Annotated in this window: 24 protein-coding genes; 14 read left to right on the forward strand and 10 right to left on the reverse strand. The window is 60.8% G+C overall.

What is annotated here, in order from left to right; genetic code table 11:
• The first annotated feature begins 14 nt into the window (after positions 1–14).
• The 6 genes from dadA (at position 15) to J3P75_RS01225 (ending at position 6,353) form a co-directional block, all read left to right on the forward strand.
• Positions 15–1,319: a D-amino acid dehydrogenase gene (dadA, locus tag J3P75_RS01200; protein WP_090287486.1), complete on the forward strand. Its 1,305-nt coding sequence runs from the start codon at positions 15–17 to the stop codon at positions 1,317–1,319.
• The gene (locus J3P75_RS01205) at positions 1,291–1,644 is read left to right on the forward strand and encodes a RidA family protein (protein ID WP_034152045.1); all 354 of its coding nucleotides are present in this window, start codon (positions 1,291–1,293) and stop codon (positions 1,642–1,644) included. Before dadA ends, J3P75_RS01205 begins: the two co-directional genes overlap by 29 nt.
• A gap of 94 nt (positions 1,645–1,738) precedes the next feature.
• The gene (alr, locus tag J3P75_RS01210; protein WP_434709046.1) at positions 1,739–2,812 is read left to right on the forward strand and encodes an alanine racemase; all 1,074 of its coding nucleotides are present in this window, start codon (positions 1,739–1,741) and stop codon (positions 2,810–2,812) included.
• An 88-nt stretch (positions 2,813–2,900) separates the two neighbouring features.
• Positions 2,901–3,449 carry a cupin domain-containing protein gene (locus J3P75_RS01215; protein ID WP_016772566.1) on the forward strand — a complete coding sequence of 183 codons (549 nt, stop codon included), beginning with the start codon at positions 2,901–2,903 and terminating at the stop codon, positions 3,447–3,449.
• 182 nt (positions 3,450–3,631) lie between these two features.
• Positions 3,632–4,045, forward strand: a complete 414-nt coding sequence (locus J3P75_RS01220; protein WP_434711400.1) for a c-type cytochrome — start codon at positions 3,632–3,634, stop codon at positions 4,043–4,045.
• A gap of 385 nt (positions 4,046–4,430) precedes the next feature.
• Positions 4,431–6,353 (forward strand): acetyl-CoA hydrolase/transferase C-terminal domain-containing protein, encoded by a 1,923-nt coding sequence (locus tag J3P75_RS01225; protein WP_434709047.1) that lies wholly within the window; start codon positions 4,431–4,433, stop codon positions 6,351–6,353.
• 131 nt (positions 6,354–6,484) lie between these two features.
• Here the strand turns inward: J3P75_RS01225 and J3P75_RS01230 are convergent, their stop codons facing one another.
• A complete protein-coding gene (locus tag J3P75_RS01230) occupies positions 6,485–7,057 on the reverse strand; it encodes a xanthine phosphoribosyltransferase (protein ID WP_434709048.1) in 573 nt (190 codons plus the stop codon).
• A gap of 57 nt (positions 7,058–7,114) precedes the next feature.
• Positions 7,115–9,124: a DNA helicase Rep gene (gene rep, locus J3P75_RS01235; protein WP_434709049.1), complete on the reverse strand. Its 2,010-nt coding sequence runs from the start codon at positions 9,122–9,124 to the stop codon at positions 7,115–7,117.
• Positions 9,125–9,395: 271 nt separating this feature from the next.
• On the opposite strand from rep, the gene J3P75_RS01240 reads away from it, so the two are divergent.
• A complete protein-coding gene (locus J3P75_RS01240; RefSeq protein ID WP_434709050.1) occupies positions 9,396–11,069 on the forward strand; it encodes a putative bifunctional diguanylate cyclase/phosphodiesterase in 1,674 nt (557 codons plus the stop codon).
• 107 nt (positions 11,070–11,176) lie between these two features.
• Here J3P75_RS01240 and J3P75_RS01245 read toward each other — a convergent pair whose 3' ends face one another.
• Positions 11,177–12,571: a NorM family multidrug efflux MATE transporter gene (locus tag J3P75_RS01245; protein ID WP_434709051.1), complete on the reverse strand. Its 1,395-nt coding sequence runs from the start codon at positions 12,569–12,571 to the stop codon at positions 11,177–11,179.
• Positions 12,572–12,727: 156 nt separating this feature from the next.
• Between J3P75_RS01245 and J3P75_RS01250 the strand changes: the two genes are divergently transcribed.
• The 3 genes from J3P75_RS01250 to J3P75_RS01260 all read left to right on the forward strand — a co-directional run bounded on the left by J3P75_RS01250 (position 12,728) and on the right by J3P75_RS01260 (position 17,249).
• Positions 12,728–13,648 carry a LysR substrate-binding domain-containing protein gene (locus tag J3P75_RS01250; protein WP_434709052.1) on the forward strand — a complete coding sequence of 307 codons (921 nt, stop codon included), beginning with the start codon at positions 12,728–12,730 and terminating at the stop codon, positions 13,646–13,648.
• Positions 13,649–13,838: 190 nt separating this feature from the next.
• Positions 13,839–15,815, forward strand: a complete 1,977-nt coding sequence (locus J3P75_RS01255) for a methyl-accepting chemotaxis protein (protein WP_258451180.1) — start codon at positions 13,839–13,841, stop codon at positions 15,813–15,815.
• 219 nt (positions 15,816–16,034) lie between these two features.
• The gene (locus J3P75_RS01260) at positions 16,035–17,249 is read left to right on the forward strand and encodes an aldose 1-epimerase family protein (protein ID WP_434709053.1); all 1,215 of its coding nucleotides are present in this window, start codon (positions 16,035–16,037) and stop codon (positions 17,247–17,249) included.
• Here J3P75_RS01260 and J3P75_RS01265 read toward each other — a convergent pair.
• The 3 genes from J3P75_RS01265 to J3P75_RS01275 form a co-directional block, all read right to left on the reverse strand.
• On the reverse strand, positions 17,246–18,739 hold the full coding sequence (locus J3P75_RS01265) for a YifB family Mg chelatase-like AAA ATPase (protein WP_434709054.1): 1,494 nt from the start codon (positions 18,737–18,739) through the stop codon (positions 17,246–17,248). The genes J3P75_RS01260 and J3P75_RS01265 overlap by 4 nt on opposite strands.
• A gap of 596 nt (positions 18,740–19,335) precedes the next feature.
• Positions 19,336–19,872 (reverse strand): N-acetyltransferase, encoded by a 537-nt coding sequence (locus J3P75_RS01270; RefSeq protein WP_434709056.1) that lies wholly within the window; start codon positions 19,870–19,872, stop codon positions 19,336–19,338.
• A 289-nt stretch (positions 19,873–20,161) separates the two neighbouring features.
• On the reverse strand, positions 20,162–20,422 hold the full coding sequence (locus J3P75_RS01275; protein WP_007920416.1) for an accessory factor UbiK family protein: 261 nt from the start codon (positions 20,420–20,422) through the stop codon (positions 20,162–20,164).
• A gap of 414 nt (positions 20,423–20,836) precedes the next feature.
• Here J3P75_RS01275 and glnK point away from each other — a divergent pair, with 414 nt between their 5' ends.
• The 4 genes from glnK to sutA all read left to right on the forward strand — a co-directional run bounded on the left by glnK (position 20,837) and on the right by sutA (position 23,620).
• Positions 20,837–21,175: a P-II family nitrogen regulator gene (glnK, locus tag J3P75_RS01280; protein ID WP_002555808.1), complete on the forward strand. Its 339-nt coding sequence runs from the start codon at positions 20,837–20,839 to the stop codon at positions 21,173–21,175.
• 36 nt (positions 21,176–21,211) lie between these two features.
• Entirely contained in the window at positions 21,212–22,549 is a 1,338-nt protein-coding gene (locus J3P75_RS01285; protein ID WP_093097049.1) for an ammonium transporter, read from the forward strand.
• Between the two features lie 216 nt (positions 22,550–22,765).
• Positions 22,766–23,191, forward strand: a complete 426-nt coding sequence (locus J3P75_RS01290; protein WP_434594414.1) for a secondary thiamine-phosphate synthase enzyme YjbQ — start codon at positions 22,766–22,768, stop codon at positions 23,189–23,191.
• A gap of 102 nt (positions 23,192–23,293) precedes the next feature.
• Positions 23,294–23,620, forward strand: coding sequence for a transcriptional regulator SutA (gene sutA, locus J3P75_RS01295; protein ID WP_016772583.1), 327 nt, complete (start codon positions 23,294–23,296; stop codon positions 23,618–23,620).
• Positions 23,621–23,802: 182 nt separating this feature from the next.
• On the opposite strand, the gene J3P75_RS01300 is transcribed toward sutA, so the two are convergent.
• From J3P75_RS01300 to dapF, 4 genes are read right to left on the reverse strand one after another with little or no spacing between them, the layout of a single operon-like run.
• Positions 23,803–24,510, reverse strand: coding sequence for an HAD family hydrolase (locus J3P75_RS01300; RefSeq protein WP_434709057.1), 708 nt, complete (start codon positions 24,508–24,510; stop codon positions 23,803–23,805).
• Positions 24,507–25,406 carry a tyrosine recombinase XerC gene (gene xerC / locus J3P75_RS01305; RefSeq protein WP_434709058.1) on the reverse strand — a complete coding sequence of 300 codons (900 nt, stop codon included), beginning with the start codon at positions 25,404–25,406 and terminating at the stop codon, positions 24,507–24,509. Before xerC ends, J3P75_RS01300 begins: the two co-directional genes overlap by 4 nt.
• Positions 25,407–25,408: 2 nt before the next feature.
• The gene (locus J3P75_RS01310) at positions 25,409–26,134 is read right to left on the reverse strand and encodes a DUF484 family protein (protein WP_434709059.1); all 726 of its coding nucleotides are present in this window, start codon (positions 26,132–26,134) and stop codon (positions 25,409–25,411) included.
• A 13-nt stretch (positions 26,135–26,147) separates the two neighbouring features.
• Complete coding sequence (gene dapF, locus J3P75_RS01315) at positions 26,148–26,978, reverse strand: diaminopimelate epimerase (protein ID WP_434709060.1); 831 nt, start codon at positions 26,976–26,978, stop codon at positions 26,148–26,150.
• Positions 26,979–26,981: the final 3 nt, after the last annotated feature.

Raw genomic sequence — 26,981 nt, forward strand, 5'->3', positions numbered from 1 at the left:
ATGAGGGATTGAAAATGCGCGTCATGGTCTTGGGTAGCGGCGTCATCGGTACCGCCAGTGCTTACTATCTGGCCCGTGCCGGGTTTGAAGTGGTGGTGGTCGACCGGCAGCCCGCCGCGGCCATGGAGACCAGTTTCGCCAACGCCGGCCAAGTCTCGCCGGGCTACGCCTCGCCGTGGGCCGCGCCGGGCGTACCGCTCAAGGCGATCAAGTGGCTGCTGCAACGCCACGCACCGCTGGCAATCAAGGCCACCGCCGACATTGATCAGTACCTGTGGATGGCGCAGATGCTGCGCAACTGCACCGCCAGCCGTTATGCGGTGAACAAGGAGCGCATGGTGCGTCTGTCCGAGTACAGCCGTGACTGCCTCGACGAATTGCGCGCCGAAACCGGCATTGCCTACGAAGGCCGCAGCCTCGGCACCACGCAATTGTTCCGCACCCAGGCGCAGCTGGATAACGCCGCCAAGGACATCGCCGTGCTGAAAGAGTCCGGCGTGCCGTTCGAAGTCCTCGACCGCGCCGGCATTGCCCGCGTCGAACCGGCGCTGGCCGGCGTCACCGATATTCTCGCCGGCGCCCTGCGCTTGCCGAACGACCAGACCGGCGACTGCCAGATCTTCACCACTCGCCTCGCTGACATGGCGCGCAAGCTCGGTGTGGAATTCCGCTTCGGCCAGGACATCCAGAAGCTCGACTACGCCGGCGACCGCATCAACGGCGTGTGGATCGACGGCAAGCTGGAAACCGCCGATCGCTACGTGCTGGCGCTGGGCAGCTATTCGCCGCAATTGCTCAAGCCGCTGGGCATCAAGGCCCCGGTATATCCGCTCAAGGGCTACTCGCTGACCGTGCCGATCACCAACCCGGACATGGCGCCGACCTCGACCATTCTTGACGAAACCTACAAGGTCGCGATCACCCGGTTCGACAACCGCATCCGCGTTGGCGGCATGGCCGAGATTGCCGGTTTTGACCTGTCGCTGAACCCACGTCGACGTGAAACCCTGGAGATGATCGTCAACGACCTTTATCCTCAGGGCGGCAATCTGGCGGAGGCAAGTTTCTGGACCGGCCTGCGTCCGACCACGCCGGACGGCACGCCGATCGTTGGCGCCACGCCGTTCAAGAATCTGTTCCTCAACACCGGTCACGGCACCCTGGGTTGGACCATGGCGTGCGGTTCCGGGCGTTTGCTGGCCGATCTGATGGCGAAGAAAAAACCGCAGATCAGTGCCGAAGGCCTCGATATTTCCCGTTACGGCAACCAGACCCAGGAGTCCGCAAAACATGTCAATCCAGCGCCAGCTCACCAATGAGCGCATGAGTCAGATCGTCAGCCACAACGGTACGGTGTACCTGGCCGGGCAGGTCGGCGATGACTTCGATGCCGGGATTGAACAGCAGACCCGCGACGTGCTGGCCAATATCGAGCGCCTGCTCGATCTGGCCGGCACCGACAAACAGCATCTGCTCTCGGCGACGATCTACCTGAACGACATCGAGGCGCACTTTGCCGGGATGAACTCGGTGTGGGATCAGTGGCTGCCCAAGGGCGCCGCGCCGGCCCGTGCCACTGTCGAAGCGAAAATGGCCAAGCCGAGCATCCTCGTCGAGATCTCCATCGTCGCTGCGCTGCCGTAAGCCGTAACAAAGATCCCTCTCCCGGCGCTGTTGGCGGTTAACGCCGCCAGTCGGCGCCGGTTTTTCTTCCATGACTGCCTAGAAGTCCGCCGCCATGCGTCCTGCCCGTGCCCTGATCGACCTTCAAGCCCTGCGCCACAACTACCGAATTGCCCGCGAAGTCACCGGCGCCAAGGCGCTCGCGGTGATCAAGGCTGACGCCTACGGCCATGGCGCGGTGCGCTGTGCTCAAGCGCTGGAAGCCGAGGCTGACGGGTTTGCCGTGGCGTGCATCGAAGAAGCGCTGGAGCTGCGCGCGGCGGGTATTCGTGCGCCGGTGCTGCTGCTCGAAGGTTTCTTCGAGGCGGATGAGCTGGCGCTGATCGTCGAGCATGATTTCTGGTGCGTGGTGCATTCGCTGTGGCAGCTCGAAGCCATCGAGCAGGCGGCGCTGAACAAACCAATCACGGTGTGGCTGAAGCTCGACTCCGGCATGCACCGCGTCGGCCTGCATCCAAAAGATTATCCGGCTGCCTATCAGCGCCTGCTGGCCAGCGGCAAAGTGGCGAAGATTGTGTTGATGAGCCACTTCGCCCGTGCCGATGAGCTGCACGCGCAGAGCAGCAGCGAGCAGGTGGTTGTCTTCGAAGCGGCGCGCCAGGGCCTGGCGGCGGAAGTCAGCCTGCGCAATTCGCCGGCGGTGCTGGGTTGGCCGCAGATCCACAGCGACTGGGTACGCCCTGGCATCATGCTCTACGGTGCGACACCGTTCGAAGAAGCCAACGCCGTGGCCGAGCGTCTGCAACCGGTGATGACCCTGGAATCGAAAGTCATCAGCGTCCGTGAGCTGCCGGCGGGCGAGCCGATCGGTTACGGCGCGAAGTTCATCACCGACAAGCCGATGCGCATCGGCGTGGTCGCCATGGGTTACGCCGACGGCTATCCGCGTCAGGCGCCGACCGGCACACCGGTGCTGGTGGCTGGCCAGCGCAGCCGTCTGTTGGGGCGCGTGTCGATGGACATGCTGTGCATTGACCTCACCGACGTACCGGAGGCGGGCCTCGGTTCAACCGTCGAGCTGTGGGGCAAGAACATCCTCGCCAGCGACGTGGCGCAGTGGGCCGATACCATTCCCTATCAGATCTTCTGCAACCTGCGCCGGGTGCCAAGGCTCTATTCCGAGGCCTGACGCCAGCGCGGGGGCCAAGTGTTGTAAATACTGAACGCTGTCGCCATGATACCGCTCAATATTCTTACAACATCAGGAGGCTCCCGCCTTGGACGTCGGTGAACGACTGCAATCGATCCGCAAGCTCAAAGGGCTTTCCCAGCGCGAACTCGCCAAACGCGCGGGCGTCACCAACAGCACCATTTCGATGATCGAAAAGAACAGCGTGAGCCCTTCGATCAGTTCGCTGAGAAAGGTGCTCGGCGGCATTCCCATGTCCATGGTCGAGTTCTTTTCCGAAGAGATCCTGCAAGACCAGCCGACCCAGATCGTCTACAAGGCCAACGAGCTGATCGACATTTCCGACGGCGCCGTGACCATGAAGCTGGTCGGCCGCGCGCACCCCAGCCGCGCCATCGCCTTCCTCAATGAAATCTACCCGCCGGGCGCCGATACCGGCGAAGAAATGCTCACCCACGAGGGCGAGGAAACCGGGATTCTGGTCGAGGGTCGGCTGGAACTGGTGGTCGGTCTGGAAACTTTTATCCTCGAAGCCGGCGACAGCTACTATTTTGAAAGTACCAAGCCGCATCGTTTCCGTAATCCCTTCGATGTGCCTGCGCGACTGATCAGCGCAGCCACACCGGCGAATTTCTAAAGCAAGAGGCGCCAGGCCCTGATGGCCATGGCTCCCGAACCGTTTGACCGATGCGCAACAAGACCCCTTTAAAAATGGGGTTGTTTCAGTGTGGCGGGCTACCCGCTATACTTGCGCCCGCCTGCGAACCGTGGCCGCAGGCGTGAATAGCCACCATTGAGGGTGAACGCGTGAACCTAATTATGAAAATGCTGGCTGCACCAGCAACCGTACTGGCCCTCTGGGCTGTCAGCGCTCAAGCTGCGACTAACGACGACATTGCCAAACGCCTCGAGCCGGTTGGCCAGGTGTGTGTTCAGGGCAAGGAATGCAAGGGCATGGAAGTGGTTGCAAGCGCTGGCGGCGGCGGTGGAGCCAAGGCGCCTAAAGACGTGATCGCCAAACACTGCAACGCTTGTCACGGCACCGGCCTGCTGGGCGCGCCGAAAATCGGTGACAAGGCCGCCTGGAAAGAGCGGGCCGATCACCAGGGTGGTCTGGACGGCATCCTCGCCAAGGCGATTACCGGTGTTAATGCGATGCCACCTAAAGGCACTTGCGCCGATTGCACCGATGATGAGCTCAAGGGTGCGATCAAAGAGATGTCCGGTCTGTAATAGGCGGCGCTCTCGACGTAAAAAACCGTCTTCGGACGGTTTTTTTTGTGCTTGTGGTTTTCTGGTTCAGATCCAGTCAACCTTGCCCTCACCCCAGCCCTCTCCCAAAGGGAGAGGGGGCCGACCGGGTTGTCTGGCGCTCTACATCGACCTGAAAGACCTTAGCGACTATGGATTCAGTAAGGCTATTCCAAGTCGGCTTACCTCCCAAATATTCCCCATTCAGTCCCCTCTCCCTCCGGGAGAGGGTTAGGGTGCGGGTGGCGATTTGAGGTCGTAAACGAATCTGGAAAAAACGCTGATCCAGTCCCTAACGCTGTCCTTTGCAGCAAACTCAAGGCAATCTCGGTCTACCCCTATCAACGGAACGGGCGGGAGGCTTCAGATGGTGCAGTTGTGTTCGATCGAACAGGCAGTGGACGACGTGCTCGCGCGCCTGCCGGCGCATATCCACATGGGCCTGCCGCTGGGGCTGGGCAAGCCCAACCACTTCGTCAACGCGCTGTACCGGCGCATCAAAGACCTGCCCGAGCGCCAGCTGACGATCTACACGGCGCTGTGCCTGGGCCGGCCGAGTCTGGGCGATGGTTTGCAGAAGCGCTTTATCGAACCCTTTGTCGAACGGGTTTTCGGCGATTATCCCGAGTTCGATTTTCTCGCCGATCTGCAGCGCGACAGCCTGCCGGCCAACATCCGCATTCAACAGTTTTTCATGCAGCCCGGCAGTCTGCTCAACAGCGCACCGGCCCAGCAGGATTACGTCAGCAGCAATTACAGCCACGCCGCCCGGGATATCAACGCCGCCGGCCTGAATCTGGTGGCGCAGTTGCTCGCCAGCAGCAGCGAGCACCCGGACCGCCTGAGCCTGAGCTGCAACCCCGATATCACCCTCGACTTGTTGCCGATGATCGCCAGGCGCCGCGAAGCCGGCGAGACGATTGTGCTGGTCGGCCAGGTTCACACCGATCTGCCGTACATGCCCGGGGATGCCGAAGTCGATATCGACACCTTTGATCTACTGATCGACGAGAAGGACAGCAGCACGCTGTTCTCGACGCCGAACATGCCGGTCGGTTTTCAGGATCACTTCATCGGTTTGCATGCCAGCACGCTGGTGCGCGATGGCGGCACGTTGCAGATCGGCATCGGTTCGATGGGCGATGCGCTGACTGCCGCGTTGCTTGCACGGCAGGCCGACAGCGGCGGTTATCGGGCGCTGCTCGATGACGTCAATCTCAGCCAGTGGGCGCAACTGATCGAGCGCGAGGGCGGCACCGCGCCTTTCGCCAAAGGTTTGTATGGCTGCAGTGAAATGTTCGTCAACGGCCTGCTGGTGCTGGCGGAAGCAGGGATCATCCGGCGCAAGGTCTACCCGGACGTGCCGACTCAGCTGCAGGCCAACGCCGGTACCCTAGACGAGGCGGCGCAGCCTGACGGCATTTGCGTACATGGCGGCTTTTTCCTCGGCCCGCGCAGTTTTTATGAGCGTTTGCGTGAGCTGCCGCAAAGCAAATTGCTCGAATTCAACATGACCCGCATCAGCTACATCAACGAGCTGTACGGGCAGGAAGAGCTCAAGCGTTTGCAGCGCCTGGATGCGCGGTTCATCAACACGGTGTTCACCATGACCCTGCTGGGCGCTGGGGTGGCCGACCAGTTGCAGGACGGCCGCGTGCTCAGCGGCGTTGGCGGGCAGTACAACTTTGTTGCACAGGGCCATGCTTTGCATGACGCACGTTCGATCCTGATCCTGCGCAGCTGGCGCGAGTCGGGCGGCGAGGTCAGTTCGAATATCGTCTGGGAATACGGTCATTGCACGATTGCGCGACATTTGCGCGATATTGTCGTCACCGAATACGGCATCGCCGATCTGCGCGGCAAGCCCGACGCGGCGGTGATCGAAGCGCTGCTCAATATCAGCGACTCGCGCTTCCAGCCGGGGCTGATCGAACAGGCACAAAAGGTTGGCAAACTGCCAAAGGACTTCCGCATCGATCCACGTTTTGCCGACAACACGCCGCAACGCTTGCAGGCGATCGCCGTACGACATCCGAATCTGTTTCCGGAGTATCCGCTGGGCTGTGATTTCACCGCGATCGAGCGCGATCTGCTGCGCGCGCTGAACTGGCTGAAGAGCAAGTTCAAGCTGACCGAGATACTGGAACTGGGCAAGGCAGCGCTGGATGCGCCGGACGCTGCGTCGTTCCCGGAACACCTGGACCGGATGCAGCTCACGAACCCCGAAGGCCTCAAAGAAGAGCTTTTTCAACGCCTGCTGCTCACCGGCCTCAAAGCCACCGCGCAATAACTGCCCGCCCCAAAAACAACTGTAGGAGTGAGCCTGCTCGCGATGGCGGTGCATCAGTCACCGAAAGGGTCGACTGACACTACGCTATCGCGAGCAGGCTCACTCCTACAGGGGATCGGTGGGGTGGCGGATTATTCGATGAAGGCGACGACGCCATCCTTCAGCGACTTGACGCGGGCCAGCGACTCGACGCGGTAGCCCTGCGAATCCAGTTCGGCGCGGCCGCCCTGGAATGACTTCTCGATGACGATACCCAGACCGGCCACGGTAGCGCCGGCCTGTTTGATGATCGAGATCAGCGCTTGCGAGGCCTTACCGTTGGCCAGGAAGTCGTCGATGATCAGCACACGGTCGCTGCTGGTCAGGTGGCGTGGGGAAATCGCCACGGTGCTTTCGGTCTTCTTGGTGAACGAGTAGACGGTCGCCGACAGCAGGTTTTCAGTCAGGGTCAGGGACTGTTGCTTGCGGGCGAAGATCACCGGCACGCCGAGGTTCAGGCCGGTCATGATCGCCGGGGCGATGCCCGACGCTTCGATGGTGACGATCTTGGTGATGCCCGAGTCCTTGAACAGCGCGGCGAATTCGTCGCCGATCAGCTTCATCAGGGCCGGGTCGATCTGGTGGTTCAGGAAGGCGTCGACCTTCAGGACCTGGTCGGAAAGCACAATGCCTTGTTCGCGGATTTTCTGCTGCAATGCTTCCATGAAGCTGTCCTCATTTGGCGCCTGGTGCGCCGAAGGTCTAGTAAAAAGTGGTCAATTCTAGCGCTTTAACATCGCGCGTATGTCGGCCAAAGCGTTATTGCCGCGCACGGCTTTGACTTCGGTCGGGGTGTCGTCGTTGCCTTCCCAGGCGAGGTCGTCCGGCGGCAGCTCATCGAGGAAACGGCTCGGCGCGCAGTCGATGATTTCGCCGTACTGCTTGCGCTTGGCGGCGAAAGTAAACGCCAGGGTCTGACGGGCGCGGGTGATGCCCACGTAGGCCAGGCGGCGCTCTTCTTCGATGGTGTCGGCTTCGATGCTGGAGCGGTGCGGGAGGATTTCCTCTTCCATGCCCATGATGAACACGTAAGGAAACTCCAGACCCTTGGACGCATGCAAGGTCATCATCTGCACGCCTTCGGCGCCGTCCTCTTCTTCCTGCTGGCGTTCGAGCATGTCGCGCAACACCAGTTTGCCGATGGCGTCCTCGATGGTCATTTCGCCTTCTTCGTCTTTTTCGAGGGTATTTTTCAACGCCTCGATCAAGAACCAGACGTTGCTCATGCGGTAGTCGGCGGCCTTGTCGCTGGAGCTGTTGGTGCGCAGCCAGTTCTCGTAGTCGATGTCCATGACCATGCTGCGCAGCGCCGAGATCGGATCTTCGCCGGCGCACTGCTCGCGGACCTTGTCCATGAAGCGCTTGAAGCGCGACAGGCGATCGGTGAAGCGGCTGTCCAGATGCTCGCCGAGGCCGATTTCGTCGGTGGCGGCGTACATCGAGATCTTGCGTTCGGTGGCGTAATTGCCGAGTTTTTCCAGGGTGGTCGAGCCGATTTCGCGACGCGGCACGTTGATCACCCGCAGAAAGGCGTTGTCGTCATCCGGATTAACGATCAGGCGGAAGTAAGCCATCAGGTCCTTCACTTCCTGGCGGCCGAAGAAACTGTTGCCGCCGCTGAGGCGGTACGGCACCTGATGGTGCTGCAGCTTCAATTCGATCAGTTTGGCCTGATAATTACCGCGATAGAGAATCGCGAAATCGCTGTACGGGCGGTCGGTGCGCAAGTGCAGGCTGAGGATTTCCATGGCCACGCGCTCGGCTTCGGCATCCTCGTTGCGGCAACGGATCACGCGGATCTCGTCACCGTGGCCCATTTCACTCCACAGTTGCTTTTCGAATTCGTGCGGGTTGTTCGAGATCAAAACGTTGGCGCAGCGCAGGATGCGGCTGGTCGAGCGGTAGTTCTGCTCGAGCATCACCACTTTCAGCGACGGGTAATCGTCCTTGAGCAGCATCAGGTTTTCCGGGCGCGCGCCGCGCCAGGCGTAGATCGACTGGTCGTCGTCGCCGACCACGGTGAACTGGTTGCGCTTGCCGATCAGCATCTTCACCAGCAGGTACTGGCTGGCGTTGGTGTCCTGATATTCGTCGACCAGCAGGTAACGCACCTTGTTCTGCCACTTTTCGAGAATGTCGGCGTGTTCCTCGAAGAATTTCACCGGCAGCAGGATCAGGTCGTCGAAGTCCACCGCGTTGAACGCCTTGAGCGTGCGCTGGTAGTGGGTATAAACGATGGCGGCGGTCTGTTCCTTGGGATTGCGCGCGTTTTCCAGGGCCTGCGGCGGCAGGATCAGGTCGTTTTTCCAGGCGCCGATCATGTTCTTGATCTCGTCGACGCCATCGTCGCCTGCATATTCCTTCTGCATGATGTCGGTCATCAGGGCTTTTACGTCGGTCTCGTCGAAGATCGAGAAACCGGGTTTGTAGCCCAGCCGCGCATGCTCCTTGCGGATAATGTTCAGGCCCAGGTTGTGGAAGGTGCAGACCGTCAGGCCGCGGCCTTCGCCGGCACGCAGCAGGCTGCCGACCCGCTCTTTCATCTCGCGCGCGGCCTTGTTGGTAAACGTCATGGCGACGATGTACTGGGCGCGGATGCCGCAGTTCTGGATCAGGTGCGCGATTTTGCGCGTGATCACGCTGGTCTTGCCGGAGCCAGCACCGGCGAGCACCAATAGAGGGCCGCCGACGTAGTTCACGGCTTCTTGCTGCCGGGGATTGAGTCGGGACATACGAAAATTCGGGAGTCGTTGACGAAATGGGCCGGCATTTTAACAGGCTCAGCGAATTGTGCTGCTCTGTCCGACTTGTGACGTAGCACGCGATGCGGATTTGCCGGTTTTGTTACTTTCACGCAGGATGCGCGGTGATTTTGCGGCTAATGTTCTCATTTGTGACCAAAGATAACGTTTTGTCCGACGTTGATGGTCATGCGCATTGGTCAATGTTACACACAACGGCATAATGCCCAGCCCACATCATTGCAGAGTCTAGGGAGTCAGCTTGTCTACGCCTGTCGAGCCCTTGCGTTTGCTGTTACTGGCCGAAGAGCCAGCGTGGACAGCGTTATTGCGCGAGTGTCTGGCGCCCATGGGGAGCGCGGCGGTGCTGATCAGCGCGCCGAGCTGGGAGTCGGTCAGCAGCCTGTTCGAAGACAACCGCCACGCGGTGTTGTTGACCATTCCCGCGTTGCAACCGGCCCCGGGCCGTTGCAGCCTACCGACGGTATTGCTGCTGGATCACGAACCGGCCACCGCGCCGGACGGGGTCAGTGACTGGCTGGCATTTGATGCCCTCGACGCCGGCATGTTGCGCCGTTGCCTGCGCCATGTGCGCGAGCGCGGCGTGCTCGAAAACACCTTGCAACGCCTGGCCGAACAGGATCCGCTGACCGGTATCGCCAACCGCCAGGGTTTCCAGACCCTGCTGACGGCGCGTCTGGCGGAAAACGACGGCCGTGGCCTGGCTCTCGGGCATCTCGATCTCGACAACTTTCGCCACGCCAACGATGCTCTTGGCCATCAGGCCGGCGACCGGCTGATCCTGCAAGTCGTCGCGCGGCTGAAAAGCCAGCTAGAGGCCGGTGATCAACTGGCGCGCCTGGGCAGCGATGAATTCGCCTTGCTGATTGACACCCGCCGTGCGCCCGAGCGGGCCGAGTGGATGGCCGAGCGCATTACTGAAGCACTCGCCGAGCCTTACTGGATTGATGGCGAAAGCCTGTTGATCGGCTCCAGCCTGGGCATTGCCCACGCCCGCGCGCAGGCCGGCGCCGACCCGCTGATGTGGCATGCGCACATCGCCATGCAGCAAGCCAAGAGCACCCAGGGCTGCACCTTTCATATCTTCAACGAGCGCATCAACCGCAATGCGCGGAGCATGGCCGATCTGGAAAGCGAGCTGCGCCGGGCGCTGCGGCGCGATGAGCTGGAGCTGCATTACCAGCCACGGCTGAATCTTGAAGATGGCCAGATCGTCGGCCTCGAAGCCCTGGTGCGCTGGCGTCATGGCGAGCGCGGCCTGCTGCCGCCGAGCGAGTTCGTGCCGCTGGCCGAGCAGAGCGGTTTGATCGTGCCGCTGGGCTACTGGGTGATTTCCCGCGCCCTGCGCGACATGCAGGCGCTGCGCGAGCAAGGCCTGCCGGCGCTGCACATGGCAATCAACTTGTCGTTCCGCCAGTTTCAGGACAGCCAGTTGCTGCCGACCCTGAGCCGGCTGATTCTCGAACGTGGGGTCGAGGCGCAGTGGCTGGAATTCGAACTGACGGAAACCGCGGTGATGCGCCGCAGCGATCTGGTCAAGCAGACCATGGATGCCCTCGGCCGCCTCGGTGTGCGCTTTTCGCTGGATGACTTCGGCACCGGGTTTTCGTCGTTCGTGCACCTCAACAGCCTGCCGATCACCTTGCTGAAGATCGACAAAAGCTTCGTCGGCGGCATGGAACAGCGTGAAGAGAACCGCAAACTGGTGCACGCGATGATCAATCTTGCACATAACCTGCAGCTTGAAGTGGTGGCCGAAGGCGTCGAAACCACCGAGCAGCTGGAATTGCTGCGCGGTTTTGGCTGCGATCAGGTGCAGGGTTATCTGATCAGCCGGCCGTTGCCGCTGGCGGAGCTGGTGGAGTATCTGGTGTCTGGATCGAATCAGCAGCCAGCTCTCGAAATCGTGAGTTAACACCTGTCCCTTGTAGGAGTGAGCCTGCTCGCGATAGCGGTGTGTCAGATAATCATGATTTGTCTGACACACCGCTATCGCGAGCAGGCTCACTCCTACAGGGGATCTCATTCGGCTTGAGGAATGTTGAAGCCCTGAGATTGCGGCTCGCGCCGGATCATCCGCTGCATCTTCCATTCAAATGCCAGCGTCAAACTCACCGCTGCACACGCCAGGCCCAGCGCGAGGCCCCACCAGACCCCGGTCGGCCCCCAGTTCAGGTGGAACGCCATCCACCACGCCGCCGGCGCGCCGATCAGCCAGTAGCAAGCAAGCCCGACCAGAAAGGTAGTCTTGGCGTCCTTGAGCCCGCGAATACAGCCCATGGCGATCGTCTGCGTGCCATCGAACAGCTCGAACCAGGCCGCCACGGCCAGCAGGCTTACCGCGAGGCGGATCACCTCGGCAAACGCCGGGTCGTCATGGTCGAGGAACAACCCGACCAACTCGTTCGGCCACAGCCAGAACACCAGGGCAAAACCGAGCATTACCACCGCACCGAAGGCGATGCCGACGCGACCGGACATCCGCGCATCGAGCAGTTGCCCGGCGCCGTAATGCTGGCCGACGCGCATGGTGATGGCGTAGGACATCCCGGCCGGCACCATGAATGCCACCGAAACGATCTGCAACGCGATTTGGTGCGCGCCCATTTGCGTACTGCCCATGGTGCCCATGCACAGGGCGGCGAAGGCAAACAAACCGACTTCCACCGCATAGGTACCACCGATTGGCAGGCCGAGGCGCCACAGCTCTTTCAGGTACTGCCGGTTGGGCCGCGCCAGCCCGGCACGCAGAGGGTAAGCGTCGTATGCCGGATGCCGACGCATATGCCAGGCCAGCGCCAGTGCCATGCAGTTGGCAACAATTGCCGTAACCAGGCCGATACCGGTCAGCCCGAGCTGCGGCAGGCCGAACATGCCGGTGATCAAGGCGTAGTTGAGCAGGAAGTTGGCCACGGTGCCGGCGAGGCTGATGACCATCACCGGCGTCGCTCGCCCGATGGCACTGGTGAAACCACGCAACGCCATGAAGCTCAGGTAGCCGGGCAGGGCGAAGGGCAGGGCGATCAGAAATTGCCCGGCGGCGTTGACGTTGGTTTCCGTCTGGCCAAACAGCAGCAACACCGGTTTGAGGTTCCACAGCAACAGTCCGGCGCCCAGCGCCATCAGCCACGCCAGCCACAAACCGGCCTGGGTCAGGCGCGCCGCACCGATGATATCGCCGGCGCCCTGCCGAATCGCCACCAGCGTGCCGACGGCGGCGATTACGCCGATGCAGAAAATCGACACGAACGAATAGCTCGCCGCACCTAGGCCGCCACCTGCCAAGGCCTCCGGGCTAAGGCGCGCCATCATTAGCGTGTCAGTCAGCACCATGAGCATGTGCGCCAACTGCGAAGCGATCAGCGGCCCGGCCAGCCGCAGAATGGCCCAGAGTTCGTTACGCACAGGATGCTGCATGTCATCACCACTCGATTCAGAGGGAACAGAAGAGCGTCGATTCTCGGCGCGTGAGCGTGATTGCACAAAGGGATAAAAAGGATGGGTGGCATGATTAAAACTCATCCAGCGCCGATTCTGCTAAGTTGGCCGCATCCCGCTACCGGAGCTCTGTGCATGTCCCGTCGACTTCCACCGTTGTATGCCCTGCGCGCATTCGAAGCGGCGGCGCGGCATAGCTCGTTCACCCGCGCGGCTGAAGAACTGTCGATTACCCAGAGTGCGGTGAGCCGGCATATCCGCACCCTCGAAGAACACTTTGCCTGTCGGTTGTTTCAGCGCAGCGGGCGCAATCTGCAACTGACCGAAGCCGCGCGACTTTTATTGCCGGGCATTCGCGAAGGTTTCATCGCGCTCGAGCGCGCCTGCAATACCTTGCGTGCCGAAGACGACATCCTGCGCATGAAAGCGCCATCGACCCTGACCATGCGCTGGCTGCTGGCGCGCCTGAGTCGCTTCCGTCATCTGCAGTCGGGCAACGAAGTGCAACTGACCAGTGCATGGATGGACATCGATTCGGTGGATTTCAATGACGAGCCGTTCGATTGCGCAGTGCTGCTGAGCGACGGCCATTTTCCGCCGGACTGGGAAGCCAGCCTGTTGTTTGCCGAGGAGCTGATTCCGGTCGGTGCGCCTAATCTGCTCAACGACCAACCGTGGGATGTGGAGCGGCTGGCCAGCACCGAATTGCTTCATCCGACCCCGGACCGTCGCGACTGGCGCAGTTGGCTGGAATGCATGGGATTGTCGGATCAGGTTTCACTCAAGGGCGGGCAAGTGTTCGATACCCTCGAACTGGGGATGATCGCTGCGGCGCGCGGCTACGGCGTGTCGATGGGCGATCTGTTGATGGTGGCTGAAGATGTCGCCCAGGGACGTCTGAGCCTGCCGTGGCCTACGGCGGTCGCCAGTGGCCTGAATTATTACCTGGTGTGGCCGAAAACCCGTCCCGGAGGTGAACGTTTGCGCCGCCTCAGTGACTTCCTCCAGGGCGAAGTCCGCGCCATGGAACTGCCAGCGGTGGCGCGCTTGAGCTGAAACGTTGGAGCGGCGACAATGCAGGCCTTACGCCATACCCACGTTGCGCGCTCAAGTATTCGCATTCACCGCCGACTATGAGCAAGTGGAACCGTCGTGCCGGTTCCAGGCTGCACCCCCATTATTAGAATATTTTCCCGGGCATTTACCGCGATCAAGGAGGATTCGGTGGCTCGGCCAGGAGCTGTTCATGTCTCAACCTCGTGCTCGGATCGCCTCGCAGCTGGGCCTCGCCCTCGCCGTGATACTGGCGATTGTCATCAGCGGCAGTACGGTGTTCGCCCTGCGTTCGCTGGATTCTGCCAACCTCGCCACCCGTGAAGAGCATCTGGCCAGTGAGGCGCGGCTGCTGGCCGACCAACTGAGCACGTTCCACGGCACCTTGCGTGAAAGCACCCTGCGCCTGAGCGGCTTGTTCGAAAAGCGCTTCGGCAGCGGCCTGAGCGTGCACCCTGACCAGCCCGTGACCGTGGCCGGCGTGCAGACCCCGGGCCTGCATCTGGGCAACGAAGTGCTGAACAACAACTTCAAGGAAGTCGACGAGTTCAAGCAGATGACCGCCGGCGTGGCCACGGTATTCGTGCGCAGCGGCGAAGACTTCATTCGCGTCAGCACCAACGTCAGCAAGCAGGACGGCACGCGCGCCATCGGCACCGTGCTCGACCACGCCAACCCGGCGTACGCGAAGTTGATGGCGGGGCAGAGTTACGTCGGCCGCTCGCTGTTGTTCGAGCGCTATTACATGTCGCAGTACACGCCGGTGCGTGACGGCAGCGGCAAGATCATTGCCGTGTTGTATGTCGGCTTCGATTACACCGACGCGCAGAACGCCCAGTTCGCCAACCTCAAGCGCTTCCGCATCGGCCAGACCGGCTCGCTGGCGCTGCTCGACGAGCAGAACAAATGGCTGGTGCCGATCGCCGGTGTCGAGTCGCTGGACCAGGCGGTGCCAGCCATCAACGCACTGGTGAAAACTCCGGGCAAGGGTGAGTTCTGGAGCGATCAGGGCGAAGACTTCTACAGCATTGCCGTGCCGTTCGAAGGTGGCCCTTGGTCGGTGGTGGCGAGCATGCCGAAAGCCGAGATTCGCGCGGTGACCTGGAGCGTCGGCACGCAACTGGCGATTGGCAGTCTGCTGGCGATGTTGCTGGCGGTCGGTTCGGTGGTCTGGCTGCTGCGCAGCAAACTGGCGCCGTTGAGCGATCTGGTGCGGCAGGCCGAAGCGTTGGGCGCGGGCGATCTGAGCGTACGTCTGAACGTGTCGAGCAACGATGAAATCGGTCAGTTGTCGCGAGCGTTCAACCAGATGAGCCAGGCCTTGTCGACCATGGTCGAGCACATCCGTCGCTCCTCGGAAGAGGTCAATAGCCGGGCGCAGGCGTTGTCCGGTTTGTCCGGCGGTGCCTATGACGGCATGGAGCAACAGTCCGGCGAGATCACCAGCATGGCCGGCGCGGTGGAAGAGTTCAGCGCGACCTCGCTGAACATCGCCGACAACATGAGCGCCACCCAGCGTCTGGCACAGGAAAATGCTCAGCAAACGCAGATCGGCCGCAGCTCGATGGAAGAAGCTTCGTCGTCGCTGGAGCAAATTGCTGGCGCCCTCAACAGCACCGCCACCGTGATCAACACCCTCGGTCAGCGTTCCCAGGAAATCGGCGGCATCGTCGGCGTGATCACCTCGATCGCCGAGCAGACCAACCTGTTGGCACTCAACGCGGCGATCGAAGCGGCGCGTGCCGGTGAGCAGGGTCGCGGCTTTGCCGTGGTCGCCGACGAAGTGCGCAGCCTGGCCTCGCGTACTCGTCAGGCCACTGATGAAATCTCCAGCATGATTCACAGCATCCAGCAGGAAACCGGCAACGCGATCAGCACCATGGAGCAGGGCAATGTGCTGATGCAGGAAGGCCTGTCGCGCAACGCCAACGTCGCCTCGGCGCTGGCGCGGATTGATGAGCAGAGCCGTTCGGCGGGCCAACAGTTTGCCGCGATCACCACGGCGACGCAGGAGCAGAGTAGCACCGCGACGTTGCTGAGCAGCAACTTGCAGAGCATTGCGCTGGCTAACAGCGAACAACGCGAAGTGGTTTCCAACCTTGCGGTTACCGCCAAGGAGCTGGAAAAACTGGCGGCGGATCTGCGTTCCGAGGTTGATCGCTTTCGTTGATGCGCCTTTGAAATAGCTTTCGCGAGCAGGCTCGCTCCCACAGTTTTCGGTGTGATTCACAGATTTTGTGAAAACCCGGATCCCCTGTGGGAGCGAGCCTGCTCGCGATTGCGTCAATGAAGATCTTCGGCAGAACATGCGCCCCGTCGATCTAATGCACTTGCTGAAACGTTTCCGCAGCGCTATATAAATGGCACAACTCCAATAAAGGCTGCTGCCATGACCCCGCTCAAACTCGCCGTCGCACTCGGCGCACTCTCTGCTGCTTCCCACGCCATGGCCTGGGATTACGTATTGCTCGATAGCACCAAGTCCGCGCAAAACTGGACCATCACCAGCGCGCAATTGGGCGTGAAAACCGACAAACCCTTTTCCGTCAGCCTGCGCACCTTGCATGGCGGCCGGCAGGAAGGCGTGAGCATCGTCGATATCGATAACGGCACCATGAAACTCTCCGTAGTGCCGACCCGTGGCATGAACGTCTTGCAGGCGTCCGTCGGCGATGTGCGCATGGGCTGGGATTCGCCGGTCAAGGAGGTGGTCAACCCGGCCTTCATCGAACTCAACGGACGCGGTGGTCTGGGCTGGCTGGAAGGTTTCAACGAGCTGGTGACCCGCTGTGGCTATGAATGGGTCGGTCACCCCGGCATCGACAATGGTGAGCTGCTGACTTTGCACGGCCGCGCCGCTAACATCCCGGCCAGTACCGTCACCCTGCACATTGACGAAAATCCCCCCTATGCCATCAGCCTGCGTGGGGAGTTGAAAGAGCAGGCGTTCAAGAAAGTCGACTTCTCCGTGGCCACCGAACTGGTCACGGTTCCAGGCAGCGCCGCCTTCAGCCTCAACGATACGCTGACCAACAACGGCGATTATCCGAAGGAATATCAGGCGCTGTATCACAGCAATTTCAGCACGCCGTTTCTTGAGCAAGGCGCCCGATTTGCCGCGCCGGTCAAACAGGTTTCGCCATTCAACGACAAGGCCAAGGGTGATCTGGCCGACTGGCAGACCTATCGCGGGCCGACCAGGGACTACGACGAAACTGTCTATAACGTCGTGCCCTATGCCGATGCCAAGGGGCAAACGCTGACCGTGCTGCATAACAAGGCCGGTAGCCTTGGCGTTTCGGTTGGCTTCAATACCTCGCAGTTGCCGGTGTTCTCTCTGTGGAAAAATACCGATACCCAAGGGCAGGGCTATGTCACCGGGCTGGAGCCGGGAACCAGTTTTTCCTACAACCGCCGCTATCAGCGCCCGCTGAATCTGGTGCCGACCATTGCGCCGAAAGCGAGCCAGCAGTTCCAGATCAGTTACAGCCTGCTCGCGGACAAGGGCGCTGTGGATAACGCCTTGAAGCGTGTGACCGAGATTCAGGCCGGGCGTGAAACCGAAGTTCGGCAAACACCGCTGGTTGATCTGACCGAGCATTAAGGCGTCGCCGGCCGATATTGCAGCGCCTCGGCCAGGTGCTCGCGTTTGATGGCATCGGCTTGTTCGAGGTCTGCCAGTGTTCGGGCGACCTTGAGCAAGCGATGCGCCGAGCGTAGCGACAGGGTCAAGCGTTCGCAGGCGGTTTCCAGCCAGGTTTCATCGGCTGTGGATAACTTGCAATGCCGTTTCAGTCCCGGCAAATCGAGAAAGGCATTGGCGCAGCCCTGCCTTTTTTGCTGTCGTTCACGAGCCTCGGCAACCAACGCGGCAGCACTGGCACTGTCTTCGCCCGGCTTCACCTGCGGGTTCAACGCTGTCGCCTCGCGCGCCACCGTCAGGTGCAAATCGATCCGGTCCAGCAGCGGGCCCGACAGCTTGTTGCGATAGCGCTGGACCATGTCCGGTGTGCATGAGCACTTGCCGCTGGGCTCACCAAGATATCCACAGGGACAGGGATTCATCGCCGCTACCAACTGAAACCGCGCCGGAAACCGCACACGATCCTTGGCTCGTGCAATCACGATGTGCCCGGACTCTAACGGCTCGCGCAAAACCTCCAGTACCTTGCGATCGAACTCCGGCAGTTCGTCGAGAAACAGAACGCCATGATGAGCGAGAGTGATCTCCCCGGGTTGCGGTTTCGAGCTGCCACCGACCAGGGCCGGCCCGGAGGCTGAGTGGTGCGGTTGGCGAAAGGGACGCTGCGGCCAATGGGTCAGCGGCGCACCGCTGGCGACCGACTGGATCGCCGCGACCTCCAGCGCTTCACTCTCGGCCAGCGGCGGCAGAAGCCCCGGCAGACGACTTGCCAGCAACGTCTTGCCCGTTCCCGGTGGCCCGCTGAACAGCAGGTTATGCGCCCCCGCCGCAGCAATCAGCAACGCGCGTTTGGCGGCCATCTGACCCTGCACTTCATTCAAGTCGGGATAGGGCTTGCTGGCATGCATCAAGCCGTCAGACACATACGGCTCAACCGGCGTATGCCCGTTGAAATGCGCCACCGCTTCCAGCAAATGATCCACCGCAAACACCTTCAACCCCGAGGCCAGACAAGCCTCTTCCGCATTCGCCCGAGGCACCACTAATGCGCGCCCGGCCTTGCGCGCCGCCAGGGCTGCCGGCAACACCCCGCGAACCGGCCTTACCGCGCCGGACAACGCCAATTCGCCCAGACACTCCACCTCGTCCAGCGTCAGACACGGCACCTGCACACTCGCCGACAGAATCCCCAAGGCTATTGCCAGATCAAACCGCCCGCCATCCTTGGGCAGATCCGCCGGGGCCAGATTCAGCGTGATCCGCCGCGCCGGAAACTGCAGCCCGGAATTGATGATCGCACTGCGCACCCGATCCTTGCTCTCCTTCACCGCCGCCTCGGGCAGCCCGACCATGGTCAGCGACGGCAGACCGTTGGCCAGATGAACTTCGACGGTGACAGCGGGGGCTTCCACGCCAATCTGGGCGCGACTGTGGACGATGGAGAGGGACATGGTCGTTCCTTGAGCTGAATCGGGGAGCCGCTTCCTGCGGGTTTTTGAAGGGTAGTTGAGCCGGGTTTTAGTGCTGAAATAGAGGTTTACAAGACGTATCAAGACCCGATGGGCTGTCACTGCTTGCCTGAATTGGAGCGTTGACTCTCGCCCGGCATTAAAGGATCATTCCGTTCGAGGACTGCAACTGCGCATTCGTCGGGACTGGGCACCAGCAAAAGCTCCCCCGCATTTTCGGCAGCAGAGAAAGCTGGTTTCTCTGAAGTAGTGACGACGGGCCAGCTCGTCGGATTCTGAACCCATGGCTGCAAAGCCAGGAGTTAAAGAATCGCTGCGACTACTCCTCCAAACACAAAAAAGGCGTCCTATGGACGCCTTTTTATTTTTGACTCAGGATCTTCTACCGGCCAGCGGGCCGCTTGGCTCAAGCTCTGGCCCACACGTAACAGCAACTTCAATAAATCGCCGTTGGTTGGCTGACATATCCCCAGCCAACCGGAGTGCTTCGAGATGTAGTTCAACAATCTGAAGAAGCTTTGCCTTTCGCTTTTTTGGGCTCATACGCACCTCGTGCGATTAGGTTGTTGATTTCGATGTTATTGACCGTTCACAGAAATGACAAGCCGGTTGGTGTGGTCGAATTCGAACCCTAGTTTCCGGTAGTAAAAAACAACATTCGGATCAGGATCCTGAATCTCGATTTCTTTGCATCCTAGCGCTCGCGCATAGTGATCTGCGACAAGCAGAGCAATCGGCGCGATCCTGCCGCGAAGCGGGTGCGCCCTGTCCGGATGCCCTTCCAACAGAATAATCTTTAAGCAGATAGAGCTTGCGCGCGGAGTCGCATAGCACATGCCGCAAAGAATCTGTTTGAACCATATCGCCAAATCCAGACCTTTCGCATCTTTACTTTTCCAGTCTGCAACGTCATCCCAAGGGAAAATTGTTGGCCCCTCCCAGAGAAAGTATTGCTTTATCGCTGCTGGGGTAATTGGCTCAAACTTGACCGCTGCTGCATCAATATTTGGGATTCTCGGGGCAATGTCCTTGAGAAAGAATTTGTAGGCGATCTTTCGCGAGTTTGATCTGAATGTCTGGTTACGAAGATCCGTTGCCTTGCCTTTTCTTCTCATTGTTTTCATCTGTTCGGAGCGGGTCGCAAGAAGATAGCCAGCAGAGAGGGGGCAGCGAAATCAGACGTGGGGGACGCGTTTTGTAGGACGTTACTTCTGTGAGTGGAGGATTGCGGAGTAGGGGGGAAGATAACGACGACACAAAAAAGGTCATTTCAGTGGTATCGCTGAAATGACCTGTGGTGAGGTTGCAGCGCAAAATTCAGATCAATTGCATAGCCTTTCTCCACCATGAGTTCACAACCGTGCGGTTTATTTGTTCAGCTAGCTCCCACAGTAGATTGCGGTCTTATTCCGCAGGCGGCGTCAGCTTCGCTTCCATCTCGGCAACCTTTGCTTCAAGGCTCTCAAGCCGTGCACGCGTTCGGGCCAACACAACCATCTGACTGTCAAATTCTTCACGGCTGACCAGGTCGAGTTTGCTGAAGGCGCTTTGCAGCAGCATCTTGAACTGGCTTTCGATTTCGGCTTTTGGCAGCGGGGTGTCGCCGCTGAACAGGCGGGAGGCGGTGCCGCTCAGGGCGTCGAGGAAGTCTTTGGGCGCGAGCATGGTGGATGTCCTGGAAACAATGGCCGGCAGTGTATCACGCAGTGTCTATAGTCAATCCCGTGGTCAGGGATGCACGCTTTTCGCGCAGGCGGACGGACGGCAACGCACCGTTGTTGTGCGTATCGGCGCGGCGCTTTGCGCGAGAGGGCCTGCGGTAGCGGCCAAGGGATTGAAATCAGGGGATTTTGGCGAGATGGCAAGGTTTCTGCTTAGTCACCCTCGACCCATGCACTGATGCAGTCGCTGTGACGAATGCAGTGCGGCAGACGGAGCGGGGAGTTTCGTCTGGATGCGGTTAGCTGGCGTCAGTCGGGCAGGCAAGGCCGACGATGCGTTACAAAGCCAGGCACTGCGCTTAGACTTGAGTCGGGTTTGTTTTCCTGGGGCAAGTCCACCAATTCGGGAGAGAGTTTCATGAAGCTAGTCACTGCCATCATCAAGCCGTTCAAGTTGGACGACGTGCGCGAGTCGCTGTCCGAAATCGGCGTGCAGGGCATTACCGTTACTGAAGTCAAAGGCTTCGGCCGGCAGAAGGGTCACACCGAGCTGTATCGCGGCGCGGAATATGTGGTCGATTTTCTGCCCAAGGTGAAAATCGACGTGGCCATCGACGACAAGGATCTGGACCGGGTTATCGAAGCGATAACCAAGGCCGCCAACACCGGCAAGATCGGTGACGGCAAGATCTTCGTGGTCAATCTGGAACAGGCGATCCGCATCCGTACCGGCGAAACCGATACCGACGCGATCTAAGCCGCCACAAACCCCAACGCCCCAGGAGAAAACAATATGACTCTGCGTAAATTCGCAGGGCTAGGAGCCCTGTTGTCCATCGTAATGCCCGGCCTTGCAATGGCGGCAGACGAAGTGGCGGCCCCAGTCCTCAATTCCGGCGACACTGCCTGGATGCTCACCTCGACAGCCCTTGTGCTGTTCATGACCATTCCCGGCCTTGCACTGTTCTACGGCGGCATGGTCCGCTCGAAAAACATTCTTTCCGTGATGATGCAGTGCTTCGCCATTACCGGTCTGATCAGCATCCTGTGGGTCATCTATGGCTACAGCATTGCGTTCGACACCACCGGCATGGAGCAGGGCGTCGTCAACTTCAATTCGTTCTTCGGTGGCATGGGCAAGGCGTTCCTCGCCGGTGTCACGCCTTCGAGCATCACCGGCCCGGCGGCGCTGTTCCCCGAAGCGGTGTTCATCACCTTCCAGATGACCTTCGCGATCATCACCCCAGCGCTGATCGTCGGTGCGTTCGCCGAGCGCATGAAGTTCTCCGCGATGCTGATCTTCATGGGCATCTGGTTCACCCTGGTTTATGCACCGATCGCGCACATGGTCTGGTCCGGTAACGGCGGTCTGATGTGGGACTGGGGCGTACTCGACTTCGCCGGCGGCACCGTGGTGCACATCAACGCCGGTATCGCCGGTCTGGTGGCGTGCCTGGTACTGGGCAAGCGCAAAGGCTTCCCGACCACCCCGATGGCGCCGCACAACCTCGGTTACACATTGATGGGCGCGGCCATGCTGTGGGTCGGCTGGTTCGGCTTCAACGCCGGTTCCGCCGCGGCCGCCAACGGCACTGCCGGCATGGCGATGCTGGTCACTCAGATCGCCACCGCCGCTGCGGCACTGGGCTGGATGTTCGCCGAGTGGGTCACCCACGGCAAGCCAAGCGCACTGGGCATCGCCTCGGGTGTGGTTGCCGGCTTGGTGGCAATCACGCCGGCCGCTGGCACCGTGGGCCCGATGGGCGCACTGGTGATCGGTCTGGCGGCAGGCGTGGTGTGCTTCTTCTGCGCCACCACCCTGAAGCGCAAACTCGGTTATGACGATTCCCTGGACGCGTTCGGCGTGCACGGTATCGGCGGTATCCTCGGCGCGATCCTCACCGGTGTGTTTGCAGCGCCTGCACTGGGCGGCTTCGGCACTGTGACCGATATTGGCGCACAGGTCTGGATTCAGATCAAAGGCGTCGGCTTCACGGTGATCTACACCGCGATCGTCACCTTCATCATCCTCAAGGTCCTGGACGCGGTGATGGGTCTGCGCGTGACCGAGGAAGAAGAATCGGTCGGCCTCGATCTGGCACAACACAACGAACGCGGCTACAACCTGTAAGTACGCGCAGCAAAAAAAATTGCCCGGCTCGCCGGGCATTTTTTTGTCCGTGATTTGTCACTGTGAGAGCAGCTGAAAGGATTTTTCGTACGGCTTTGGTCGTGTTTACCCGTGGCGTTTTCACTCGGCGAATGGCTTACATCACAGTGGGAATATTAGGCTCTTTGTTTTTTCCCAGAGCGCGCTAGAATGCGCCCCGAACGTGCGGAGAACTGTATGTGGCAACAGACTCTGATAACCCTGCGGGCACGGCCCCGGGGCTTTCATCTGGTGACGGATGAGCTGATCGAAAACCTGCCTGAACTCAGGCAGTGTCGGATCGGTCTGTTGCATTTGTGGCTGCAGCACACCTCGGCGTCGTTGACCATCAACGAGAACGCCGATCCGGCGGTACGTCGCGACTTCGAACGATTTTTCAATCGTCTGATCCCACAAGGAACAGACGGCTATGAGCATAACGACGAAGGCCTGGACGACCTCCCGGCGCACTTCAAGGCCAGCGTGCTTGGCTGCCAGATCAGTCTGCCGATTGCGGCAGGTCGCTTGGCACTGGGAACCTGGCAAGGCGTTTATCTGGGCGAGCACCGTGATCATGGCGGTGCCCGTAAAGTCCTCGCCACCTTGCACGGTGAAGGGGCATGAACCGTTGGTCATCAATGGTTACCGATTTTTTTCCGGCGACTTTCGACAGTCGCCAAAGCTGGTCTATAACTAATCTGCTTTTCGCAAGTCATGAGGTAGAACATGAGCGACGATGATCTGGAAAACGACGACCTCGAAGTAGGCGACGAAGACGAGGCCGAGGAAGGTCTGGAAGCAGCAGCGGAAGATGTTGCTGAAGACGATGGCGGTGACGATACGCCGGCCCCGGCTGCCAAAGGCAAAGCCAAGGCTGCGGTGTCGGTGGATGAGTTGCCGAGCATTGAAGCCAAGAACAAGGAGCGCGACGCCCTGGCCAAGGCCATGGAAGAGTTCCTTGCGCGCGGTGGCAAGGTGCAGGAAGTGGAGGCCAACGTGGTCGCCGATCCGCCCAAGAAGCCGGACAACAAGTACGGCAGCCGCCCTATCTGAGGCGTGTCGCTCGCTTGAAAAAGCCCGCCGTCGCTGCGGGCTTTTTCATGTCTGGAATAAATGGAGCGGCTACCGAAATCCCCTGTAGGAGTGAGCCTGCTCGCGATAGCGGTGTGTCATTCAATTAGATGTATCTGATACACCGCTATCGCGAGCAGGCTCACTCCTACAGGGGAACTGTGTCAGTTCGAAGGAGCATTCCAGCGTGCGAGCACGGCTGGCAATTCCGTCAGGCTGCAAATCTCGGCATCCGGCAAGCGATCAGCTTCCCAGGCCTTGCCCGCCGGGTTAAACCAGATCGCCCGCAACCCGGCCTGCTGTGCCCCGGCAATGTCGTCGCCCGGATGATCGCCGATATGCACGGCGGTTTCGGCAGTGGCACCACCGCGCTGCAGCGCCTCATGAAACAGCCGCGCATCCGGTTTGGCGATGCCGATGTCTTCGGCGCACAGGGCAAACTTGAAGAAGTCCGCCAGCCCCAGTCGGCGCACGTCAGCGTTGCCGTTAGTGACCACGCCCAGCGCATAGTGATTGGCGAGGATCTCCAGCACTGGTTGGACTTCGGGGAACACCTCGATCTGGTGCCGCGCATGCAGGAACACTTCAAACGCCTTGTCGGCCAGCTCCGAGGCCTCGCCGTGGGCGTAACCGGACTCCTCCAGCGCATGGAACAGCACGCGCCGGCGCAAGGCGCTGATGCGATGTTTCAGCCCGGGCTCGCTGCTCAGGACGCGTTCGCGAATCGACCACAGATGCTCGACCGGCACCGCGCCCAGATTCGCTGCGTGCTCGGCAAGCCACTCACGCAGGACGGTTTCGGCGCTGGCGATCACCGGCGCGGTATCCCACAAGGTGTCGTCGAGGTCGAAGGTGATCAACTGAATGCTCATGAATCATCGCCTTTCATGCGTTTGGCCCGGGGGTGGGCACTGTCGTAGACCGCGGCCAGGTGCTGGAAGTCCAGGTGGGTATAGATCTGCGTGGTCTTGATGTCGGAATGGCCGAGCAATTCCTGCACGGCGCGCAGGTCCTGCGAGGATTCCAGCAAGTGGCTGGCGAAAGAATGTCGCAACATGTGCGGGTGCAGGTTCTGCCCCAGTTCGCGCTCGCCAGCCAGTTTGACGCGTACCTGAATCGCTCGCGGGCCGAGGCGCCGGCCTTGCTGGCTGACGAACACGGCATCGTCCGCCGGGTTGGTCATCGCTCGCAGCGGCAGCCACTGTTCGATGGCTTCGCGGGCCTTTTTACCCACCGGCAACAGGCGGGTTTTACTGCCCTTGCCGAGCACCTGAACCATGCCGTCGGCCAGATCGAGTTGATCGAGATTGAGCCCGGTCAGTTCGGAAAGGCGCAGGCCCGAGGAATAAAACAGTTCGAGAATCGCCTGATCACGGCGTGCCAGAAAATCATCCTCAACGGCACCTTCGAGCAGTTGCAGCGCGCGGTCGGTATCCAGGGTTTTTGGCAACCGACGTTCGCCTTTCGGTGGCGCCAGCCCCGTGGCCGGGTCGTGATCACACAGGCCTTCACGATTGAGGTAGTGATAGAGCCCGCGTACGGCCGAAAGCAGGCGGGCGAGGCTGCGCGAGGACTGGCCTTGCGAATGCAGGCGCGCGATCAGACTGCGCAGGCGCTGGATATCCAGCGCGGCCCAGCTGCCGATGTTCTGCTTGATGCACCAGCCGAGGACTTTATCGAGGTCGCGGCGGTAGGCCGACAGCGTGTGCGGCGACACCTGGCGCTCACTGCGCAGGTGTTCGCAGTAAGCGTCCAGTTGCCGTTCCATGTTCAGCGTACCGAGCGCAGCGAGCTGTTGACCCGTGGCAGCACGCGGCCCATGACTTCGGCGATGTAGCTGAGAAACAGCGTGCCGACCGAGCTTTTGTAGTGCTGCGGATCACGGCTGGCGATCGCCAGAATGCCGTGGATGCCTTGATGGCTGACCGCGACCACGGCGGTCGAGCCGATCTGCTTGCGCTGCTCTTCGCCGAAAAGAAAATCCAGTTCGTGCTCACGCAGGCTGCCGCTGACACTTTTGCCCTCGGTGAGCAGGCCGCCGATGGCCACCTGGGCGTCGGCGTGACTGACCCAGCGACCGACCGGGGCCGGGTTGTCGCCGAGCAGGATCAGGCTGACAAACGGCACCTGGAAATCCTGGCGCAGGCTGTCTTCGACACTGATCACTACGTCTTCCAGGCTGGAAGCGTCCATCAGGGCGAGGATCAGGCGGCGAGTCTTGTCGAACAGACGGTCGTTATCGCGAGCAACGTCCATCAGTTGCGAGAGGCGGTGACGCATCTCGATGTTGCGATCACGCAGGATGGTCATCTGTCGCTCGACCAGCGACACGGTGTCACCGCGACGGTGCGGGATGCGCATGGCCGGCAGCAGTTCTTCGTGCTCGACGAAGAAGTCCGGATGAGCCTCCAGGTAGGCGGCGACTGCTGCCGCCTGCAGATTCGCGGACGCGGATTCGTCGGACTGTCGGGCGGGTACCTGAGGCTTATCGGTCATGGTTTCTGCTCACTCAAAGACGCACTTGTCCTTCATATACACGCACTGCCGGACCGGTCATCAGCACCGGTTGGCCGGGACCGGCCCACTCGATGGACAGACGCCCACCGGGCAGGTCGATCAACAGCGGCGAATCCATCCACCCCTGGCTGATGGCCGCGACGGCCGCCGCGCAGGCGCCGGTGCCGCAGGCCTGGGTTTCCCCGGCGCCGCGTTCCCATACGCGCAATTGCGCACGGTGGCGGTCGATGACCTGAAGAAAACCGACATTGACCCGCGCCGGAAAGCGCGGATGGTGTTCGATCTTCGGTCCCAGCTCATGCACCGGTGCATTGTTGATGTCCTGCACGCGAAGCACCGCGTGCGGGTTGCCCATCGACACGGCGGCCAGTTCGACCGTGGTGTCATCGACTTCCAGCTGATAGCTGCTGGCCTGCGCTGGCGCGTCGAACGGAATGTCTGCCGGCACCAGGCGCGGCGCGCCCATGTTGACGCCGATCTGGCCGTCGTTACGCACGTCCAGTTCGATGATGCCGCCCTTGGTCTCGACGCGGATCTGCCGTTTCGCAGTCAGGCGCTTGTCGAGCACGAAGCGGGCGAAGCAGCGCGCACCGTTGCCGCACTGCTCGACCTCGGAACCGTCGGAGTTGAAGATCCGGTAACGGAAATCCACGTCCGGGTTGCTCGGTGCTTCGACGATCAGCAACTGGTCGAAACCGATGCCGGTATGGCGGTCGCCCCATTGCTTGGCGTGTTTGGGCTGAATGTGCGCGTGCTGGCTGACCAGGTCGAGAACCATGAAGTCATTGCCCAGGCCGTGCATTTTGGTAAAACGCAGCAGCATGGG

The organism is Pseudomonas sp. R1-1, from assembly GCF_051132135.1.
Taxonomy (GTDB): Bacteria; Pseudomonadota; Gammaproteobacteria; order Pseudomonadales; family Pseudomonadaceae; genus Aquipseudomonas.